The following is a 1,690-nucleotide window of genomic DNA, read 5'->3' on the forward strand; positions in this document are numbered from 1 at the left end:
AGCGTGAAATTTTGTACTTTCATGCTATGAAAAGCAACGTAGTTTGGAAGACCAATAGCCAGAACCAACTGAGTCTTCTCCCTCCAAGTTATGATGATCTTGTTCCAGAGAATCATCCGGTTCGCATTGTCAATTCTATTTTAGACCAGATAGATGTCAGCTCTTTGGAAAAAAGCTACAAAGCAGGCGGCACTTCCAGTTACCATCCAAGGGATCTTTTGAAGATTTTGGTATATGCCTATCTGCGCAATCTATACTCTTCTCGAAAAATTGAGCAGGCATTGGGGGAGAACGTCCACTTTATGTGGCTCTCGGGCTGCATCCAGCCGGACCATAATACCATTAGCAACTTCCGTTCGGGAAAATTAAAAGGGAATTTTAAAAAGATATTCAATCAAGTTGTCATCCTGCTGGCAGGGCAGGGCTACCTGAGTCTAAAGGAAATCTACGTTGACGGCACGAAAATCGAGGCCAATGCCAACCGCTATACTTTTGTATGGGGAAAAAGCACCAAGACCTCACGTTCGCGTATCGAAAATCAGCTCAAAGATTTATGGCGATATGTGGAAACTGTATACGCAGAGGAAGAACAAAAGCCCAACGAGCCCGATAACTTTGAAGCGATAGATCCTAACGAGGTCTCCCGAACAATCGATAAAATCAATCAAGCACTCCAAGGAAAAGACATTGATAAAAAGGTAAGGCAAAAGCTAAACTATGCCAAGAAGAACTGGCCAAAGAATATCGCCAAGTACAACGAGCAAGAACAGCAGATGGTAGGGCGCAACTCCATGAGCAAGACAGATCCCGATGCTACCTTTATGAGGATGAAAGAAGACCACATGCTAAATGGCCAGCTCAAACCGGGTTACAATCTACAGGCGTCAACTAATAACCAGTTTATAGCAAACTACACCCTTGCCCAGACCACCGCGGACACCACCACACTCATTGACCACACCAAAGACTTTATAGCGGGCTATGGAAAACCACCTGAAACACTAACGGCAGACGCAGGCTATGGAAGCGATGAGAACTACACCTATCTTGAAGATAACAACATTGAGGCTTTTGTAAAATACAATTACTTCCACAAGGAACAGTTGGATGAAAAACGAGGCAAAACTAAAAAGCCTTTTGCAGCAGATAAGCTCTTTTATAACAGTGAGACAGATACTTATTATTGTCCTATGGGACAGTCGATGGAGAACATAGGCAGCTATGTGAGAAAAACAGCTAATGGATACGAACAGAAAATAGATAGGTACCAAGCTAGAAACTGCATAGGCTGCCAGCTCAGAAGCCTATGCCATAAATCAAAAGAGAACCGTATTGTAGAGCGGAACCACAAACTGGTAAGACTAAAAGCAAAAGCAAAACAAAAACTCCTAAGTCCAGAAGGTATTGCTCACAGAAAACAAAGATGTTGGGATGTAGAAGCTGTTTTTGGAAATATTAAGCACAATATGGGCTTCAAAAGGTTTATGTTACGAGGTCTAGAAAAAGTAGAAACAGAAATAGGACTCATTGCAATGGCACATAACATCAAAAAAGTGAGCTTAGCGATGTAAGAATCGCTTTGCTTAATTTGATCTACTGACTAATCACCTAATTAAACAATCAGCTTCAGAATAAAATCAAAAAGACCAAAAAATAAAAGGTCGCCTAAATAGTTTTTAGACGACCTCTT

Annotated in this window: 1 protein-coding gene; it reads left to right on the forward strand. The window is 41.5% G+C overall.

What is annotated here, in order from left to right; genetic code table 11:
- The first annotated feature begins 26 nt into the window (after positions 1–26).
- Complete coding sequence (locus ESV24_RS15165; protein WP_111817163.1) at positions 27–1,571, forward strand: IS1182 family transposase; 1,545 nt, start codon at positions 27–29, stop codon at positions 1,569–1,571.
- Positions 1,572–1,690 lie beyond the last annotated feature (119 nt).

This window comes from Aequorivita lipolytica, from assembly GCF_007997135.1.
GTDB lineage: Bacteria > Bacteroidota > Bacteroidia > Flavobacteriales > Flavobacteriaceae > Aequorivita > Aequorivita lipolytica.

Excerpts from the sequence above, each read along its gene's own strand:
- ESV24_RS15165 (WP_111817163.1), top strand. The coding sequence starts at position 27 with ATGAAAAGCAACGTAGTTTGGAAGACCAATAGCCAGAACCAACTGAGT.